Here is a 16,723-nt window from a genome sequence, read left to right as displayed (position 1 = left end):
CGGCCTTCTCAATCCCCTTCCTCCCCCTGTCCGTTCGCACCTGCCCAGGAGGGCACCGTGGCCCTTTCCTCCCCCGGCACCGGCTCCGACGCCGCCGCCGGCCGCACCGCCGAAACCCCCGTGACCCGCGCCGGCGCCGATCCCGCCGGTCCCGCCGGTCCCGCCCCGCGGGGCCTGCTCCCCCTGCTGCTCGTCGGAAACAGCGCCATGTACGCGTTGTACGTCGGGGTGGCCGGGGTCCTGCTCGCGCTTCAGGTGGAGGACGTCGACCCGGCGGACAAGGTGGCGAACTTCGGCCTGATAGCGGGCATCTCGGCGGTCTTCGCCACGGTCTTCAACCCCCTCGCCGGCGCCCTGTCCGACCGCAGCGGACGACGCAACCCCTGGATCCTCGGCGGCGGGCTGGCCGCCGTACCGGCGATGCTCCTGCTCGGCTTCGCCGACACGATCCTGCTGATCACCATCGCCTGGTGCCTCGGACAGGCCGTCATGAACGTCTACCAGGCGGCCATCACCTCCGTGGTGCCCGACCGGGTCCCCGTGAACGCCCGCGGCAAGGCCTCCGCGGCGGTCGGCCTCGGCCTGCCCTTCGGCTCGACCCTCGGCGCGCTGATCGGGGCGGCCTTCTCGGAGGACTACCGGACCGGGTACCTCGTCCTCGGCGCGCTCGTGGCGGGCGCCGCCGTCCTGTTCACCGCCTGCGGCCGGGAGGAACGGCTCCCGGCCCGTGCCCCGCTGCCCGTCCGGGAGCAGCTCGCCGCCTTCGCGAGCGCGCTGCGGGACCACGACTTCCGGTGGGCCTTCATCGGCCGGGCCCTGCTGGTCCTCGGCTACTTCGCGGTGAGCGGCTACCAGCTCTACATCCTGCAGGACCACACCGTGCTCCCCGGTGATATGAAGCCCGAGGCGGCAGTGGCGCTGCTGATGCCGCTGACCAGCGTGGCGATGGTGGTCTCCACGGTCCTCGGCGGGTACCTCTCGGACCGTTTCGACCGCCGCAAGCTGTTCGTCGGCGCCTCCGCCCTGCTGTCGGCGGTCGCGCTCGTCATCCCCGCCGTCTCCACGAGCTGGGCCGCGATGCTGGCCTTCGCCGCGGTCAACGGGCTGGCGTTCGGCTGTTACATGGCGGTGGACACCGCGCTCGTGACGATGGTGCTCCCGAGCGCCGAGGACGCCGCCCGCGACATGGGCGTGCTCAACATCGCCAACGCCGGCCCGCAGATCATCGCGCCCTTCGTCGCCTCGGTCGTCGTCTCCGTCAGCGGCGGCTACACCGCGCTGTTCGTCGTCGCGGCCGTCCTCGCCGTGGCCGGGGCCCTGGCCGTCAAGCCGATCCGCGGCGTGCGCTGAGCCCCTCTCCACCCCTCTTCGACCGATACTCACCTGCTCACCGTTCACCGAACGCCGCCGAGAAAGGCACCACCGTGCAGCTGCACACGCAGACCTGGGGCGAGGGCGACCGTTTCGCCCTCCTGATCCACGGCATCATGGCCGACCACCGGACCTGGCGCCGGGTCGGACCGGCCCTCGCCGACCTCGGCTACCACGTCATCGCCGTGGACCTGCGCGGTCACGGGGCCAGCGGCCGCGGCGAGTACAGCCCGCGGCACTACGCCGACGACGTGGTCGAGACCCTGCCGGCCGGCGCCGAACTCGCCATCGGCCACTCCCTCGGCGGCCTGACGCTGTCGCTGGCGGTGGACCGGCTGAAGCCGCGGCGGGCGGTGTTCTCCGACCCGGCCTGGCACCTGGCGGCCCCCGTGGAGGGCTTCGGCCCGGAGCTGCTGGCGCAGTTCAAGACGGCGACCAGGGAGGAGATCCGGGCGATGAACCCGCGCTGGGAGGAGGTGGACGTCGACATCGAGCTGGAGACCCTGGCGTCGTGGGACGAGGGCACGGCGCTGAGCCTCGCCCCGCTGCTCGGCGCCGACCTGATGCCGGCGGCGCCCGTGGTCCCCTCCCTGGTGCAGCTGGCCGACCCCAGCACCCTGATCACGCCGGAGCGGGCGAGGACGCTGAAGTCCCGCGGCTTCGAGGTCCGTTCGGTCGCGGGCGCCGGCCACACCATCCACCGTGACGACTTCGACGGGTTCATGGCCTCCCTGGAGGGATGGGTCCGGCAGGCACCGTCGCGGTAGGAGGCGCCGGCCGGCGGGGACACCGGGGCGCGTGATGTCCGAGGCCCGTGCGACCATCGAGCCTGCCTTCACGGGGCGGCCGACCTCCGCCGCCCCGTCGGCCGCGTCCACCCTCTGAGCAAGGAGCTCCCCGCGCATGTCCATACCTCCGGGTCCCCCGCCGTCCCCCGAGCCGTACCCGCAGCAGGGACCGTACGGGCAGCCGGGCCACCCCGCGCCCGCACCGTACGGCGGCCAGCAGGGCTGGTATGCGCCGCAGGCTCCGCAGAAGACCAACGCGCTGGCCATCGTCGCGTTCGTCATGTCGCTCGTGTGCGCCATCCCGCTGGTCCCCCTGATCCTCGGCATCGTGGCCCTGTCCCAGATCCGGGGGCGCGGCGAGAAGGGCAAGGGCTTCGCCGTGGCGGCCATCGTCATCCACGGGGTGACCATCGCCTTCTACGGGATCCTGCTCGTGCTCGGCCTCTCCGGAGCTCTGGAGAGCGGCGCCTCGCCGAAGCGCGACACCACCGGCCAGGTCACCGGCTCGGGTTCGGTCAAGGTGAGCGACATCCGCAAGGGGGACTGCTTCAACACGAACGGCGATCTGGCGGAGTACCAGGACGAGGACGGCGGCGAGGCCTCCTTCTCGGTGCGCGTGGTCCCCTGCGACCAGCCGCACGAGGGTGAGGCGTACGCCGTCTTCAACCTGGACAACGGCACGTACCCGGGTACGGAGAAGGTCACCGCGCTCGCCAAGGAGAAGTGCGGCGGCACGCTGCTGACCGACTACGTGGGCAAGGATCCGGGGCTCGCGGAGAAGCTGGAGGTCTACTACTACTTCCCGCAGTCCACCACCTGGGCCCTCGGCGACCGCGAGGTCACCTGCTTCCTGGGCGACAGCAGCGGGGCGAGCACCGGCTCGGCCCGCGCCGCCGGCGCCTGACCCGCCGCCACCTCGCGCAACCGCAGGCCGGCGGGGCCGCCACCGATCCCGGTGGCGGCCCCGCGCCCCGTGCGGGCACGGCTCAGCTGCCCACTCGGACGAGACCCGTCTCGTAGGCGAGGATCACCAGTTGGGCGCGGTCCCCCTTCGTCGTTGCCATCCCGTCCTCCTGTGTGTCGTTCCGGTGATCCAGAACCTACGGAGGGATCAGGAGCGCCCACGACCTCCGGATGCGGTCATCCGGTCCTGCACCCGACGGTGCGGTCATCGGGCGGCCTGCACCATTCGGTGTACGCGGGCGAGTTCCGGGGGCTGTTCGGGGGCTGCCGGACCACGAGCCGCCTTCTCCGGGCTGCGGCACGGCAGGCCCGGTGTCAGAGGCGGTTGCGAGACTGGTCCGATGAACGACGACGGTGAGTACGAAGGTCGTGTCGACCCGCGGGACCTCCTCCTGCGGACCGACTGGAACGCGGTGGAGCACTGCTGCCCCGACGTGGCGCCGGCCACGCCGGTGCTGCTGCTGGAGCTCCTGGACGACGATCCCGGTGTCCAGGGCTGGGCCTTCCGGGCCCTCGTCGAGGCCCACACCCGCCAGCAGGTCTTCTACACGGCCACGGCCCCCGCGGCCCGGTTCGTGGCCGCCGTCCTGGGAGATCCCCGGACCCTGCGGCCGGTCACCGACCGCGTCGCGCAGGAGGAGGTGGAACACGGCCCGCGGGCCCCGTTCCTCCTGCGGGCCGGTCTGCTCGACTGGCTGGGGGACTCCGTCGTGGAGGCGATCGCCCAGCGGGAGCGGCCCTGCGGCGACGAGGAGGACCTGGAGGCGTTCCTCGATCTCGCCCCGGAGTTCCACGCGGCCGCGCGGCCCTTCCTCGAAGGCGGCGCCGCCGCGCCGCCGGAGGTCCGCGAGGCGGCCCTGGGACTCCTGCTGGCCGTGCTCCGGCTGCCCTCCCTCGCCGACCGGATACCGGACCACCGCGACCTCGTCCGCGCCACGGCCCTCCGCGACGGGCCGCACCGGCTGCGGGCCGTCGACGCCCTCTCGTCCTGGGGTGAGGAAGTAACGCACCTGCTCTGACGGGTGACGCGGCCGCGCCCCGCCGTTACCGTCTACCTACCGGTCGGTAATGGGGGGAGTGGTTCACGATGTCGGAGTCCTCGGGTGCTGCCACGGCAGCGGCCTCGGAGCGGTCGGCGGCGCCGTCGGCGGCTGCTGCCGCGGCGGACCGCGGGCTGGTCGCGATGGCCGCCGCGCTCGCCGAAGGGAGCGTCTCGGCACGGCAGTTGACCGAGCAGGCCCTGCGCCGGATCGCGGCGGCGCAGCCGGAGCTCAACGCCTTCCGGACCGTGCGCGCCGAAGCCGCCCTCGCCGAGGCGGACGCGGCCGACCGCAGGCTCGCCGCGGGCGAACGGCTGCCGTTGCTGGGCGTGCCGCTCGCGGTGAAGGACGACATGGACGTGGCGGGCGAGGCGACAGCCTTCGGCTGCGCCGGGTCCTTCGCCCCGAAGACCGCCGACAGCGAGGCGGTACGCCGGCTGCGGGCGGCCGGTGCGGTCATCGTCGGCAAGACCCAGACGCCGGAGCTGGGCCAGTGGCCCTTCACCGAGGGCGGGGCCTTCGGCGCGACCCGCAATCCGTGGAACCGGTCCTACACGCCGGGCGGTTCCTCGGGCGGTTCGGCGGCCGCCGTGGCGGCGGGCCTGGTTCCGGCCGCGCTCGGTTCGGACGGGGCCGGGTCGGTGCGCATCCCCGCCGCCTGGACCCACCTGGTCGGCGTGAAACCCCAGCGCGGGCGCATCTCCACCTGGCCGGAGCCGGAGTCCTTCAACGGACTCACGGTCAACGGGGTACTGGCCCGCACGGTCGCGGACGCGGCCCTGCTGCTGGACGCCGCGAGCGGACCGCACCCCGAGGACCTGCACCGCCCGGCGCGCATCCGCGCGGTCGAGGCGGCCCGGCGCACCCCGCGTCGGCTGCGGATCGCCCTGTCCTTCGGGATGGCCTTCACGGCGACGCCCAAGTCGCTGGACCCGGAGGTGCGCTCGGCAGTGGAGCGGCTGGCCGCGCGGCTGGAGTCGCTGGGCCATGAGGTGGTCCCCGAGGACCCCCGCTACGGCCCGATCGGCCTGACCTTCGTACCCCGCGCGACCAGCGGCGTACGGGACTGGGCGGCGCGGATGCCGGATCCGGCGCTGCTGGACCCGCGTACGCACGAGGCCGTACGGACCGGCCGGCTGCTGGGGGGCCTGCCGCTGCGGGTCTCCCGCCGGGCGGAGGCCCTGCTGCGCAGGCGGGTCGGTGAGATCTTCGGGCGCTTCGACGTGGTCCTGACGCCGACGACGGCCACTCCCCCGCTGCGGATCGGGGCGCTGGCCGGGATGGGCGCCATGGCCACGGACCGGGCGATGATCGCCGCCTGCCCGTACGCCTGGACGTGGAACGTCCTGGGCTGGCCCGGGGTGAACATCCCGGCCGGGCTGACGGACGACGGCCTGCCGGTCGGTGCCCAGTTGCTGGGCCCGGCCGATTCGGAACCGCTGCTGCTGGGGCTGGCGGCGCAGGTGGAGGCGGCGGAGGACTGGGCGGCGCGGCGTCCGGGCTGAGAGGCCGGCCGCGACAGGGTGCCGGGCGGTCCGGAATGCCGAGGGGGAGCCCCCGTGACACGCTGAAGGGGGGATCTCGCCGGCCTCGGCCCCGCCCGGTCGGCCCTGCCACCCGAGGAGTTCGACATGGCCACTGACGCCGGCAGGCCGCAGGCGGCCCGCACGCATCCGGACCCGTGGAACGCGGCCACGTCGGGCAGAACCGTCCTGGCGGCCGTCCTGATGATCTTCGGCGGGGCGATGGCGTTCTTCGAGGGGCTCGCCGCCGTCGCCAGCGACGACCTGTTCGTCGTGACCCGCCACTACCTGTTCGAGTTCAGCCTGACCGGCTGGGGCTGGGTGCACCTCATCCTGGGCATCGCCCTCGTCGCGGCCGGCTGCGCCGTCCTGTTCAGCGGGGCCCTGTGGGCGCGCTACTTCGGCATCACGGTCGCCGGCCTGGGGGCGTTCGCCAACTTCCTGTGGCTGCCGTACTACCCGTTGTGGGCGCTGGTGCTCATCGCCGTCAACATCCTCGTCGTCTGGGCGCTGTGCACGGGCGCGCACCACGAGGCGGACCTGACCTGACCCGACCTGACCGGACCTGACCGGACCTGAGCCACGAACGCGCCCCCGGTTGGTGTAAGTTCCCTTTGGGAACCTACATGAGGGGGATGCCGTGAGCCAGCAGACCTGGACGGCGGTCGACGCGTACTTCGACGGATTGCTGGTCGGGGAGGACGAGGCACTGACCGCCGCGGCCGCGGACAGCGAGGCAGCGGGACTTCCCGCCCATCAGGTCGCCCCGAACCAGGGCAAGTTGCTGAACCTCCTGGCCAGGATCCGCGGCGCCCGCACCATCCTGGAGATCGGCACCCTGGGCGGGTACAGCACCATCTGGCTGGCCAGGGCGCTCCCCGAGGGCGGTCGGCTGGTCACGCTGGAGGTGGACGAGCGGTGCGCCGACACCGCCGCCGCCAACATCGCCCGCGCCGGGCTGGCGGACCGGGTCGAGATCCGCCGGGGCCGGGCCGTCGACCTCCTGCCGGGACTCACCGGCCTGGCCCCCTTCGACCTCGTGTTCATCGACGCGGACAAGCCGTCCAATCCCGAGTACCTGGAGTGGGCCCTCCGGCTCACCCGGCCCGGCAGCATCATCATCGGCGACAACGTCGTGCGCGACGGCGCCGTGGTCGACCCGGCCAGCACCGACCCCCGGGTACGGGGCGTGCGCCGCTTCACCGAACTCATCGCCGAGCACCCCCGGCTCAGCGCCACCGCCCTGCAGACCGTCGGCGGCAAGGGGTACGACGGTTTCGTCATGGCCCTGGTCACGGACTGACGCCGCCCCCGATCACCGGGCACCACGCCCGCACGGCGGGCAGGCAGTACTCTCGCCCGGATGACGGCACTTTCACACCACAGCAACGGCCGCGCCGACCAGCCGGGCCGCGACGGCGCCACGGCCACCACGGAGGCCGACCCGCACGCCATCGGGCCGGTGCGGACCGAGTACGCCCCGGATCCCGACGGCGACCCCGATCCCGGTGAGATCGTGTGGACCTGGGTCCCCTTCGAGGAGAACGGCCCTCAACCGATTCGCGAACCTTCGCCTCCACGGCTGCTGACCAGCACATACACGCAGAAGGGGCCTCCCGAAACGATCTCCGGGAGGCCCCTTTTTCACATCCGGGGGACAAACGGGGGACGCAAGGCTAGGCAGCCGTCCTGGCCTTGTCACCATCCCCCGTTCCCTTGATGAGCGTGATCTCCACTTTCACATCGGTTGGGGATGCGGGCACCAGCTCTGGATGTGTCTGCACCTGCGCACGCGGCACCAAGGCCACGGGAGCGTCAGCGGCTTCCTTCTCGAACTGCGGCATCAGACTCGAATAGGTGTCCGCCGTCAGCGTGAAGGTTGCGTGCCCGAGGAGGGCTTGGATCGCCTTCATGGACAAGCCGGCAGCGAGGCTCAGGGATGCCGCGCAGTGACGGAGGTCGTGGAGCCGAATCGGGGGCATGTCCAGGCGCTTCAGGAGCCGGTCGAAGACCTTCGAGACGTTGTCAGGGTGCCATGGCGTCCCGTTGTCCTGGGTGAACACGTAGCCGCTGTCCACGTACGGGCCGTACTTCTCGGGGTTCTCCCTATGCTTCGTCTCCCACTCGACTCGCTTGGCCTCCTGCACCTTGCGCCAAGCTCGCAGCAGCTCGTGGGTTGCAGAGTCCAGGGCGATGGTACGTCGACCGCTTCGGCTCTTAGGGGTCTCCTCGAAGAGCCTGTGTGATGTGTCAGAGACGAGCTGCTGAACGATGTTGACTGCTCCCTTCGCCATGTCGACCTCGGCCCACATAAGGCCCGCCGCCTCGCCTCGGCGAGGGCCTCGGAATACCTGCAGGTGCCACATCACGTACATGCGGTGGCCGGCGGCCGCGTCCAGGAACCGTCCGGTGAGTTCTGGGGTCCACACCATGACGGAGCTGGGCCTTTCTCCGGTCTCGCGCCAGCGCGCTATCCGTTCCTCCGTCCACACAAGGGCTCGCGGCTTTTCGTACTTGGGGATCACGACCTCATCGGCCCAGTTCTCGGCGATGAGCTTTTCCATTACGGCGGCCTTGAGGGCGGATGAGAGTGCGTCGAGGATGCGCTTCTGCGTCCCCGGCCCAGTGTCCTGGCGGGGCTGAGCCCTGGTTTCCTTGAGGGTCGCCTTGGCCTCGTCCCATCGTCGGCGCAGGTCAGGCGGCCTCGGAGCTGGGGCCGCCCGCCATGCCTGACGGGCGGCTTCGCAGGCGTTCCGAGCCTGCTCTGCACGCTTACGGTTGGCCTCCTTGACCTTGTTGTAGGCCCAGATGTCCTCGAACATCGCCTGGATGTGCCGGGTCCTGAGCTCGCGCATCGTCAGCCGCCCCAGAGCTGGGACATAGAGCCGCTCGATGAAGTCGGCGTAGTCGCAGCGAGTCTTTCGCTTGAGATCGACTCGGTTTTTCAGCCAACGCCGCAGGAACTGTTCGACAGTCTCGCGGGATTCGACTTTGATGCCATGGTTGGCCTCGCTCCAGAGCTTTAGGGCTGCTTGCTGAGCTGCCGCCCGAGTGAGGAACCCTCCCTTGCGGGGTCGGCGGCGTTCGCCGCGGGGGCCGTCCGGAAGGTTGACGTAGTAGTACCAGCTTCCGTGCTCGCGCCTTTTCAGTTCGGGGCAGCGGGTCCCCAGCTCACGAGTCTTGGCGATTCCGTTCGGATCCAGGACAGGCTGGCCGACGTCGTCGAGTTTGGGTTCGGTGCACTTGCACCGCTTGTAGATGCTGCCGCTGAACATGGCGGTCCCCCACGAGGCCTTGGTTGTCCTTGTCTTTCCTCATCCTTCTGTAGCGAGCGGGACGCCTCTCCGGGCACCGTAGGCTTCTGGTCAGGTGGCGCGGGGGCGAAGGATTTGATCACCTATGCCCTCTTCTGTCCGTGAGCACGCGGAGCGACCGACGGCTGGGGCGCGTTCGGCCCCGATGACGATGGCGGAGCTAGTGGCGCTGCCGCCGGCGGTGAGCGTGACGACTGCAGCCAGGGCCTTGGGGATCGGCAAGGACAAGGCGTACGAGCTGATCAAGGCAGAGCTGTTTCCGGCTCGGGTCATCACACTCGGGGCGACATGCCGCGTCGCAACGGCTTCCCTGTGGGAGGTCCTCGGAGTCCGATCCTGAGATACACGCTGGCCTATATCTGATGGCTCGGCCCTGCACGGGTCGGGCCATCAGGCATTTCCCCGGACGGCAGACCGGAAGGCGCCACTCCACACTCCGCACGCTTGTGACCTCCGTCACTGTCATGCAACCCTTGTGGCGCGCTCACCTGGCTATATGCCGTAGCGGGAAAGTTGCAGACGTGCTGCGAGTTATGCATCACAAGCGTTGGCCTATTAGATAGAGATCAGGCCCTCATCGACAGTCGATCAGGGCGGCACCGATCGGAGATCAGCGGGACATGGCAAGGCTGTGCGGATACGCCAACGGTGGGGGTGGGCTCGTCCACGCAGAAGCGGCGTTCCTGCGTCGAGCGGCGTCCCGGTTCCTCATCGCCGACCCGCCGGAGTCGCGGAACGGGATCGCGAACTGGCTGAACGATCAAGGGCACCGCACTGCGCTGGGCGGACTCTGGCGCGGCGAAACCCTCGCTCGAACCCTGTCGAACCCGAGGATGGCCGGCCTGGACTCCGACGGTGAGCCGATTGAAGGGTTCGGGGAAACCGTCCTGACGCCGGACGAGTTCCTCAGGTTGCTGCGGATCTTCACCGACGGCGCAACGGCAGCGGCGGCGCCGCGCGTCGCCTACGAGTACCTGGCTACACAGGGGATCGCGGACTGCGGGTCTTGCGGCTACGACATGTCCGGAGCCCGCGTCAACGCCGATGCCGGCCCGGGCTACCGCTGCCTGCCTCCCACCCAGACGCGGAAGTCGTGCGGCAAGGTCCGCATGAATGCAGACCGCCTGGAATCCGCCCTGGCCGAAGAAGTCCTCGCCGACATCCTGCGCCCAGGGGTTCACGAGAAACTGTTGAGGCTTCAGCTCGACGCTGCCAAGGAAGTCGTGAGACTGCGCGCCCATGTCGAAGGCGCCGAGGAGCGGTTCGCCACACTCAAGTCGATGCGGAAGTCCATGCTGCCCCAGGCGTACAAGGCGGCGGAGGCGGCCACAAGGGACGACCTCAAGGCATGCCAGGCACGCATCCGCTTCCTTGAGCAGATTACAAGCGTCCCGATCGCGGACGTGCACGAGATCGTCGCCTGGTGGATGTCTGCACCCCGCGCTTCACAGCGCGCCCTCGTTCACCTCGCGGTGACCAAGGTCCATGTCCTGCCCTCGGGCGGTGGCCGCGGCCATGATCCGCACGGCCGCATCCGGATCGAGTGGCGCACGGGTCTGAGCTGAGGAACGCCGACCCGGTGCTCCGCGGCCTCGCTCCGCGCCCGTGTGCGCACACCCGTCGGTGAACACACAGTCAGCACGACTGCACCCATTGGGAGCAATCCGGCGATGTCTGGATCTTGCCTTGCCCCCGCAACTCCTGTCAACTGGGGATGCTCTCCGGGGAACTGAAGTTGCTTTCCGCAGGTGGGAGTGCCTAGGGTCCGGTCGGCAACGCATTTCAGCCGATCGATTTCGGAAGACCCTTCCAACGGGGGTGAGCCGCAGGTCACCCTGGGGCAGCAGCAGCTTCAGCAGATGATGGCCCGCGAGAAGGATCAGGGTTCCCGAGCTGGCCGCCGCGACCTGGTCGAGAAGCTGGGGTTCACCTCCGCGGCCGAGCTGGAGCAGTGGGTCACGCAGCAGCGTGACGCAGAGCAGGAGCAGCTCACCGACGCGCAGCGCCGTGAGCAGGACCTTTCGGCACGGGAGACGGCCGCAGCACAGCGTGAGGCTGCTGCTGCCGCGAGGGAGCGCAGCGCCGTCCGCCGGTCCGCGCTCGCTGGTCGCGGTGCGGTCGGCGACAACCTGGAGGATGCGGTGGCGCTGCTCCGGCTTGCGGACGACGCGGACGCCACGGCTCTCGAGGAGGCTGTCACCGACCTTCAGAGCCGCCGGCCGGAGCTGTTCCGGGTAGCCGCTCCGGGCGCCGGTCACGTTCCGCCTGCTCCAGGTGGCGCCCCGGCTTCCGCGCCTCCGCCGCGCCCCGGAGGTTCGGCTCCCAAGCCGGGTGAGGGCGGTCTCGCGATGGCTCGGCGCCGTGGCCTGCTGCCGCCGAGCTCCTGACCGACCGCGCGCCTTCGGGGACCACGCCCCGCACTCCTCGTGGACCGCTCCACCATCAGGTGAGAGCAGGCCGCTCCTGCACATAGGAGAAGCGGCTTGATCCAGCCGACCACCACCGTCACCCTCGCCGCTGACCGGGACTGGCTCGCCTCCCGGCACGGCACCGATTCCACCGAGACAATCACCCTCGATCTGACCAAGCTCACCAAGAGCACCCACTACGTCGAACCCACGGCCGCCGGCCCGCACGGCTTCGTGCGTTCCGGTGTGCCCGTAGGCCGCATCACCGCCTCCGGCCTGTACGGGGCGTACGACCCGGCCGCGACCGACGGCCGCCAGGTCCTCGCTGGCCTGGTGTTCGCTGAGGCCGCATTCACCAGTGGCCAGACCAAGATCCCGGCCGCGCTGTTCTGGCACGGCACTGTGAAGACCGCGAAGGTCCCAGGTGGCATCGACGTCACGAAGATCGCCGCAAACCCGACGGCTGCGCAGATTCGCTTCCTGGCGGTGAGCTGATGAGCATCGCCGACCTGCTGAAGAACGTGTCCGTCGCGGACCTCACCGTCTACGCCCGCTCCATCCCGAACCCGAAGGACTTCCTGCTCACGCAGACCGTCTTCGCGGAGACGCAGGTGCAGGACGTGAAGTGGCGCATCCGCAACACCAAGCGGCGCGTGAACACGGCCTCCTACCGTGCCTACGACGCGTCCGTGCCGATCGCCCGCCGGCAGGCGGAGCAGACGACCACGGAGGGCACCCTGCCCGCCCTGGGTCAGAAGCTCCTCGTCGGCGAAATGGAGCAGCTGCTCCTCGACGCGACACGCGGCGCGGATGAGGACCGGCTGATCGAACTGCTCTACGACGATGTCGAGCGACACGTAGAAGCGATCCGCTCCCGCCTGGAGCTCTCCGCGGGCGATGTCCTCGTGGACGGCCGCTTCACTCTGGCCGGGGAGAACGGCCTGACCGTCGAAGTGGACTACGGAGTCCCCGCGGCGAACATGCCGACCGCCCCCAAGCCGTGGAGCGCACCGGACGCGGACCCACTCGCGGACGAGCTTCGTTGGATCGACTACCTCGACTCCATCGGCGCCCCGGCCCCCGAGATGGTCGTCACCTCCCGTAGGGCGGCGTCCCACCTGGCCGGCAACGGCGCCTACCGGGCCGCGTACTACGGCACCCCGGCCGGCGGCCAGACCCCGACGTCCGCGCTCACCCCGGAGCAGGTGAACTCCGTACGCGGCACGTACGGACTGCCGCCGATCACCCTGTACAAGGCTCAGGTCTGGCAGGACGACGTGTCCAAGCGTGTCCTGCCCGAGGACAAGTGGATCCTCCTCCCGCCGGACCGCAAGCGGTGGGGCCAGACCCAGTACGGCACCACAGCCGAGTCCCTGGCCCTGTCGCGGGGCACCGACCCGCAGATCGAGCGGCAGGAGGCCCCGGGCATCGTGATCACACGGGACGCTCAGGATGACCCGGTGCAGATTTGGACAAAGGGGGCCGCCGTCGCCATGCCGGTCCTGGCGTCGCCGGACTGCCACATCACGGCCACTGTCCTGTGAGCGCCGCTGTGAAGGCCGTAGGTGTTCTCGCGGCCACGGTGCACGTCCTTGACCCTGAGGAGCGCGTCCCTGTGGTGCTGACGGCCGGCACGGAGGTGACGGACCCGGCCATCGCCGAGCAGATCACCAACCCTGCCTGCTGGGAGGGCGAGCCGCCGCCGAAGGCCAAGGCGCCCCGCAAGACGACGTAGACCGGCTGGGGAGGAGCACCTGCTCCTCCCCAGCTCCGTGTGTGGAAGGGACCATCATGAACAGCGAGGTGCTGCGGTGGCTGATGGCGCAGCTCGGACCGGATTCCGATCCGGCTGACCTGGGACAGAGGTACGAACGGCTCCGCTCGGCGCGGGCCGTGGCGCAGGAGGTGCTTCAGGAGCGGATCGCCTCCCTGCTGGCTGAACCGCTGCGCGTCAGCATCAACGGCATCGCCACGATCGACCAGACCAGCAACGTTGCGGCGCTCGAACGCCGACTCACGCATGTTGCTGATCAGACTGCGCCCGACGACGCTGAGAAGGTCGCGTTCGTGTCCCTCGCCAGCATTCCCCTGGTGGCTCGCCCGCGCCGGTGAAGGACAGCAGGGTCAGATAGGCAGAGAGCGGGGGCACGATCTGCATACCCAGCCTGATCGGCGGACCGCTGATGGTCGGCGCCAGGATTCGTGCCCTGCGGCGCACCTGATGCGGTGCGGGGTATGGACCCCGAACCAGGACACTTCCAGCAGTGTGGCGCCGGCCGCAGCAAGGCGCTCCCGAAAGGCTGCTTCCGCGGCCTCCCGGGACCGTCGGGCGCAGACCCGGCAGATTCCCTGTCCCTGCTGAAGATTGCCGGGGCGCGGAGCAACAACATGTCCGGCAGCGCAGCGGATCGCGTGCGGAGCGGAGTTACCCAACCAGGTCATCTCAAGGAGCTGCGCTCCGGCTTCCGCAAGACGGTCGCGGAACGCCTTCTCCGCGCATAACGAGTACGCGGGGCGAGGATGGTGCACGTGCTCTCCCAGGTCGTAGAACGCCTCACCGTACGCGCGATATCGCGCACTTAGAACTTCTACCCCAGGTGGCCCGAAACGGGCAGAAGAGAAAACGGTCAACGCCGGGGCGCACCGGAGCAGACGCAGCGGTGCCCCGTCCTCGTTGGGGAGGACGGGGCACTTGGGTCCGATAAGCACAGCAGCCAGCTCTGGTTAGTGGACAAGCCTCACGCTACGGCAGCGAGCGGGACGCCCTCCGGTCCGCGGCTCATCGGCCCGGCTGACGGTTCAGGGCGGGTCAGCCCGGGGGCTTGGATGCCGAGATGGGTGCCGGCGACGCACCGGTGCTCAACGAGGGCGCCTCACACGGTGGGTTGCCGGTGGGCCAGGTGTGGGCCTGTGGGTCCGAGGGCGCTTGCTCCGGTTACGTCGCTCAACCGCGTTGATCGGACAATCTGTGTGGGTCAGACGTCACGCCTCCAGCAGCACTTGACCCAGTCGCCAGTACACAGGCGGAACACGGGTTCGGCGGGCGCCCCGACCGAGTTCCCGGGCGAAGGAGCTCGAATGACCGATCTCCTGTGGAAGCGGAGAATCCACAAGATTCCGGTCTCTTCGTGAAGCCCTGGCAATCCCAGCAACACGCTGAGCCGAAACGTCCCTCTTGACATCTCACACACCGAATTCATCGCACACATGTCCGCATCGTCGGGCTATTGTCGCCCCTTCCGACCCACAGAAGGGACACCGCTGTGCGCCAAACCTCCGCCCGCAAAACTGTGTTACGAGTTGCGACCGCCCTGGCTGCCACGCTCACCGCCGTCGTGGGATCGACGGCCGCAGCCCCTGCCCAGACCACCGCTGCAACCCAGGCAGGCTCGACCATCAGGCCGCTGACACCCGACAGGGACACGGCCCGAAAGCCGGAGCCGAAGCCCGAAAGCGGTCCCGCGTCGCTGGCGGCCACCAACAACGCATGCTCGACACCCACGTCCGACGGCCGCCACAGCTGCGTCGAGGTCACAACCAAGGACACGCCCTCCAACGACGCGTTGAGGCGTTCACCCAGTCTCGCCGCGAGCGTCACACCGCCGCAGTGGTGCGACCAGGCCAACAACCAGGTGTGGGCCACCCGTACCCAGGCCTGCATCTGGCAGACGGTCACCTACACCACGTACCGCGTCACCAACGGGCAGCGGACGACGACCGGTCAGGCCAACCTCATCGTGATGCAGTACAACTACACCGACACCGGTCAGGGCCGCTACGCGCACCAGATCGACACGTCGATGTACGGCGGCTGGGGAGACGCCACCAAGGCGACGATCGACGGGCAGGCAACGCTGTCGGGGCCCTGCACTCGAAACAGCGCCACGTTCCCGGCCAAGCCCCTCTCGCCCGTCAACAGCTGGAACACCGGCGAGTCCTTCTTCGACAGCTCGCTCGTGGGTCCCGCGACGAAGGGCAAGTGCAAGACGCAGTGGTATCTCACCTTCAACAACGCCGGCTATGACCCCGCCGTCGTCGACTACTCGATGAACGAGGTCCGCTGCGACAACGCCACCGCCGGCCGGCCGGGCATCGGATGCGTCATCCCGTGGGCTGCCTCCAACCTCGTCTACACCCGCACCGCGGCTCCCGAGCTCGCCGACCACGTGTCCAAGGCTCAGGCCAGCGGGCTGCCGTCGCGGCTGACCCGGACCGAGGACCAGACCGTCATCGACTCCAACCGCACGAAGGCATGCGGGTCCGCGCCGAGCGTTCCCGGCAAGTCCTGCGACGAGTACCCGATTGCGTCGTCGCAGCAGGGGCTGAACGCCGGAGGGACACGGCGAACCCACCCGGGCTGCGGGTTCAACGGCGTTCCGGCGGGGACAGGCCCTGTCGGCGTCAGCGTGTGCATGATCGCCGTAGCGGACAACAACTCACAGGGAGGCACCAACACACAGTTCTTCCGCCGCGAACGCGTCCTGCAGGACGACCCCTTCAACGTGGTCGTCCAGTAGATGGCTACGCTGTCGCCAGCGCACCCGGGGCCTGGCCGTTGCATGGCGGCCACGCCGGTGATTACCTCGCCTGGCGGCAGCTGCGCCGTACGACATGAGGAGCCGTGATGACATACCACCAGGCCCCAGTCTTCATCAACGAAGGCATCTTCGGGATCTTCGACGACGGACAGGTACCCATCGAGAGCACGGACTGGTCCGGGAGCTTGATCGCCCCCATGTCCGCAGGGGCCATCGTGCGCACCGGTATCAATACCGGCAACGTACAGGTGGAGGTGCGCACAGGTGACTCGTCAGACTCGCCGGGGGAATGGGAGGAGGAGGCGACGGTGCTGGTTTGGTCCCCTACCGGCAACCTGCGGATCGAGTCGGTCGTCAGCGGGCCGCAGCTAGATCTTCCGATTCTGTCGACGTCTGGCCCAGGGTGGTACGAGCTGGGAGTCGAAGCCCGCGGCCGTCGGCAGGACCCAGATGCTTCTGTCCTCGAATCTGCTGAGGCGTACCGGGTGTCCCTTCGGCTTTCTGAGCGGACGGCTCCGGCTTCTGCCAGCACGGCGGCTCTGCCTGACTCCGATGAAGAGGCCAGACGGCGGCGGCTGCTTCAAGGATGACGGGACCGGAAACAGCGGTGTCCCGACCCTCCGCTCGGAGCGAAGCGACACCGCCGTCCCTCATCAAAGCCATTGAGCGTAACTGTGCGGCGGGGCCGGCCGGTCTTGGTTGGGCCACGGCCGGCCCCTCTGCTGTCGGCCAGAGCGTCCGCGAACTCGTCGACCAGATCGTCCGGGCCGTATGCCTA

15 protein-coding genes and 1 pseudogene are annotated in these 16,723 nt (G+C 69.7%); 15 read left to right on the top strand and 1 reads right to left on the bottom strand.

The genetic code is table 11. From position 1 onward, the window contains the following. Positions 1–57: 57 nt before the first annotated feature. From AB0O53_RS01020 to AB0O53_RS00985, 8 genes and pseudogenes are all read left to right on the top strand, one after another. Positions 58–1,350 (top strand): MFS transporter, encoded by a 1,293-nt coding sequence (locus tag AB0O53_RS01020; RefSeq protein ID WP_365192523.1) that lies wholly within the window; start codon positions 58–60, stop codon positions 1,348–1,350. Between the two features lie 74 nt (positions 1,351–1,424). Further along, on the top strand, positions 1,425–2,138 hold the full coding sequence (locus AB0O53_RS01015; protein ID WP_350992017.1) for an alpha/beta fold hydrolase: 714 nt from the start codon (positions 1,425–1,427) through the stop codon (positions 2,136–2,138). 136 nt (positions 2,139–2,274) lie between these two features. Continuing rightward, positions 2,275–3,063 (top strand): DUF4190 domain-containing protein, encoded by a 789-nt coding sequence (locus AB0O53_RS01010; RefSeq protein WP_365192521.1) that lies wholly within the window; start codon positions 2,275–2,277, stop codon positions 3,061–3,063. A gap of 400 nt (positions 3,064–3,463) precedes the next feature. Continuing rightward, a complete protein-coding gene (locus AB0O53_RS01005; protein WP_350992007.1) occupies positions 3,464–4,141 on the top strand; it encodes a hypothetical protein in 678 nt (225 codons plus the stop codon). Between the two features lie 68 nt (positions 4,142–4,209). Then, complete coding sequence (locus AB0O53_RS01000; protein WP_350992006.1) at positions 4,210–5,667, top strand: amidase; 1,458 nt, start codon at positions 4,210–4,212, stop codon at positions 5,665–5,667. Between the two features lie 126 nt (positions 5,668–5,793). Continuing rightward, on the top strand, positions 5,794–6,234 hold the full coding sequence (locus AB0O53_RS00995; protein WP_350992005.1) for a DUF7144 family membrane protein: 441 nt from the start codon (positions 5,794–5,796) through the stop codon (positions 6,232–6,234). 91 nt (positions 6,235–6,325) lie between these two features. Next, on the top strand, positions 6,326–6,988 hold the full coding sequence (locus tag AB0O53_RS00990; protein ID WP_350992004.1) for an O-methyltransferase: 663 nt from the start codon (positions 6,326–6,328) through the stop codon (positions 6,986–6,988). Between the two features lie 60 nt (positions 6,989–7,048). Further along, a pseudogene (locus tag AB0O53_RS00985) lies at positions 7,049–7,231 on the top strand (type II toxin-antitoxin system PemK/MazF family toxin); the annotation flags it as partial. A 130-nt stretch (positions 7,232–7,361) separates the two neighbouring features. Here the strand turns inward: AB0O53_RS00985 and AB0O53_RS00980 are convergent. Next, positions 7,362–8,960: a tyrosine-type recombinase/integrase gene (locus AB0O53_RS00980; RefSeq protein WP_365192518.1), complete on the bottom strand. Its 1,599-nt coding sequence runs from the start codon at positions 8,958–8,960 to the stop codon at positions 7,362–7,364. Positions 8,961–9,619: 659 nt separating this feature from the next. Here AB0O53_RS00980 and AB0O53_RS00975 point away from each other — a divergent pair. The 7 genes from AB0O53_RS00975 (at position 9,620) to AB0O53_RS00945 (ending at position 16,535) form a co-directional block, all read left to right on the top strand. Then, the gene (locus tag AB0O53_RS00975; protein ID WP_365192516.1) at positions 9,620–10,564 is read left to right on the top strand and encodes a recombinase zinc beta ribbon domain-containing protein; all 945 of its coding nucleotides are present in this window, start codon (positions 9,620–9,622) and stop codon (positions 10,562–10,564) included. 294 nt (positions 10,565–10,858) lie between these two features. Further along, the gene (locus AB0O53_RS00970; RefSeq protein ID WP_365192514.1) at positions 10,859–11,386 is read left to right on the top strand and encodes a hypothetical protein; all 528 of its coding nucleotides are present in this window, start codon (positions 10,859–10,861) and stop codon (positions 11,384–11,386) included. 96 nt (positions 11,387–11,482) lie between these two features. Further along, positions 11,483–11,902: a head decoration protein gene (locus AB0O53_RS00965; protein WP_365192512.1), complete on the top strand. Its 420-nt coding sequence runs from the start codon at positions 11,483–11,485 to the stop codon at positions 11,900–11,902. Beyond that, positions 11,902–12,951 carry a major capsid protein gene (locus AB0O53_RS00960; protein WP_365192510.1) on the top strand — a complete coding sequence of 350 codons (1,050 nt, stop codon included), beginning with the start codon at positions 11,902–11,904 and terminating at the stop codon, positions 12,949–12,951. Before AB0O53_RS00965 ends, AB0O53_RS00960 begins: the two co-directional genes overlap by 1 nt. 247 nt (positions 12,952–13,198) lie before the next feature. Beyond that, positions 13,199–13,519: a hypothetical protein gene (locus tag AB0O53_RS00955; protein ID WP_365192509.1), complete on the top strand. Its 321-nt coding sequence runs from the start codon at positions 13,199–13,201 to the stop codon at positions 13,517–13,519. Between the two features lie 1,451 nt (positions 13,520–14,970). Continuing rightward, positions 14,971–15,924: a NucA/NucB deoxyribonuclease domain-containing protein gene (locus tag AB0O53_RS00950; RefSeq protein WP_365192507.1), complete on the top strand. Its 954-nt coding sequence runs from the start codon at positions 14,971–14,973 to the stop codon at positions 15,922–15,924. A 107-nt stretch (positions 15,925–16,031) separates the two neighbouring features. Beyond that, positions 16,032–16,535: a hypothetical protein gene (locus AB0O53_RS00945; RefSeq protein WP_365192505.1), complete on the top strand. Its 504-nt coding sequence runs from the start codon at positions 16,032–16,034 to the stop codon at positions 16,533–16,535. Positions 16,536–16,723: the final 188 nt, after the last annotated feature.

Source organism: Streptomyces erythrochromogenes, assembly GCF_040684695.1.
Classification (GTDB): Bacteria; Actinomycetota; Actinomycetes; order Streptomycetales; family Streptomycetaceae; genus Streptomyces; species Streptomyces erythrochromogenes_C.
Note: the sequence above shows the minus strand (reverse complement) of the source record. Positions and strands in the feature narration are given on the sequence as shown.